The sequence below is a fragment of the Citrobacter braakii genome (assembly GCF_002075345.1).
Classification (GTDB): Bacteria; Pseudomonadota; Gammaproteobacteria; order Enterobacterales; family Enterobacteriaceae; genus Citrobacter; species Citrobacter braakii.
On sequence record NZ_NAEW01000087.1, the window covers coordinates 1 to 828 of the forward strand.

2 protein-coding genes are annotated in these 828 nt (G+C 60.5%); both read left to right on the forward strand.

Going from position 1 to position 828, the window contains the following annotated elements:
- Nucleotides 1-102 (forward strand): TraR/DksA C4-type zinc finger protein (locus BZK42_RS29820; protein ID WP_211280458.1); only part of this gene is annotated, 102 nt, incomplete at its 5' end.
- A complete protein-coding gene (locus BZK42_RS27945; RefSeq protein WP_080861637.1) occupies nucleotides 99-827 on the forward strand; it encodes a DUF7168 domain-containing protein in 729 nt (242 codons plus the stop codon). The genes BZK42_RS29820 and BZK42_RS27945, both read left to right, overlap by 4 nt.
- Nucleotide 828 lies beyond the last annotated feature (1 nt).

Genomic DNA, 828 nt, shown 5'->3' on the forward strand with positions numbered 1-828 from the left:
GCGGAATGCGGGGATGAAATTCCGGAGAAACGGCGGGCGTCAATGCCGGGCGTCAGGCTGTTCGCTGACTGCCAGGCGTGGCATGAGGAGCGTGGGTCATGAGCGGAACAGGGGCAGACCACGCCCTGACATTCATGCAGGGACAGATACCGGAGTCGGAACAGCCGGTGACGCTGCTTTTCCGTATAAAGACGATGGCGGAATCTGCTGACAACAGCGGTGACCTGAATGACGTCACGGATGTGCTGTGCCGGGTTCAGCGCCTGATAACTGAGCTCGGGGCAGGTGAGGATGATTCCGGATTATCTGGTATGAGTACGGTCACCTGTCAAAGGGTGCCCGGCAATGCGAAGGTCGTTCCGGGGTGGCTCAACGCCCTGGCTGCCGTGGTGTGTCTGGTCAGCGGTTGCCACTGGTATTTCGGGCGCTGGCGTGATAACGGCGGTAACCCACGCCGCAGCGTGACGTTCAGTGGCAGGAGAGCACTTACCGACGTGTCGGAATGTTTGTTCACCCTGCTGTGCCGGCAGATGTGGCGGGACCTGGATGTCTGGCGGAGAGTCAGTGACCGGGAGCGCCTGGAGAACACGGCCATCTGGTACCGTACGGAGGACTGGTGCTGTTACTGGGTGGCGGGTATCTGGTCAGCGCTTCAGGAGGGCAACCCTGCGCCGGAGGGACAGAAAACCCCCGACCAGCAGTCTCAGTGTCAGAATCACCACCACCTCAGACGGTACCGGCAACTGATCGGCCCGGAAGCCATCGTCCGGAAGACGGGTCTGCATTGCTGTTTATTTCCTGCCGGCAACCGGCATACCCATATATAAG

Excerpts from the sequence above, each read along its gene's own strand:
- BZK42_RS27945 (WP_080861637.1), top strand. The coding sequence starts at position 99 with ATGAGCGGAACAGGGGCAGACCACGCCCTGACATTCATGCAGGGACAG.